The sequence below is a fragment of the Vibrio sp. 1401 genome (genome assembly GCF_033340295.1).
The window spans coordinates 1-739 of record NZ_JAWOWF010000313.1 but is presented as its reverse complement, the minus strand read 5'-3'; the positions used below and the strand labels follow the sequence as shown (position 1 = coordinate 739).

1 protein-coding gene is annotated in these 739 nt (G+C 44.8%); it reads left to right on the top strand.

Annotated features, from left to right (window positions below; genetic code table 11):
- Positions 1-514, top strand: a 514-nt coding sequence (locus tag R7Z77_RS25330; RefSeq protein ID WP_318137043.1) for an FtsX-like permease family protein, incomplete at its 5' end; no start/stop codon positions are given.
- Between the last annotated feature and the right edge of the window lie 225 nt (positions 515-739).

Here is a 739-nt window from a genome sequence, read left to right as displayed (position 1 = left end):
TGTGAATGTGTACGTATATTTGAAGAGTTGGCAGCAGCAGTTTGGCTTTCTCTACCGTGACATTCAGTTGGTACGCACGATCATGTATTTGGTCATGGTATTAGTGATTGGTGTGGCGTGTTTCAATATCGTCTCGACATTGATGATGGCGGTGAAGGACCGCGCAGCAGAGATCGCGATTTTGCGTACGATGGGGGCAAAAGATGGTCTGATTAAACGTATTTTCGTTTGGCAGGGCGTCTTCTCTGGAGTGTTTGGTAGCCTTGTCGGTAGCCTTGTTGGTGTGTTGGTTGCGTTGAATTTAACTCCAATCATTAAGGGGCTTGAAGGCTTAATAGGACACCAGTTTTTATCGGGTGACATCTACTTTGTGGACTTTCTTCCATCGCAGTTGCATTGGCCTGACGTCGCATTGGTGTCGACCACCGCTATCGTATTAAGCCTATTGGCCACTTGGTACCCAGCTTCTCGCGCAGCGAAACTGAACCCTGCCGCGGTTTTGAGTGCTAAGTAGCGAAGGAAGGAAAGCTAGCCTCGTAGACATCGTTGTTAGCGATGACTTATTTTGCTAAGTACTCTAGATACAAAAAAGGACCTTTCATGGTCCTTTTTTGTACTCATTAGCATCTTTTCATTCTTTGCTTACATTTCATTTCAGCTTTATTGTCGTTTGAACCTCAAGCCATGTCGCAACGAATGATTTTAGCGTCTTATCCGCTTATCTTACTTTTCGTTTTTG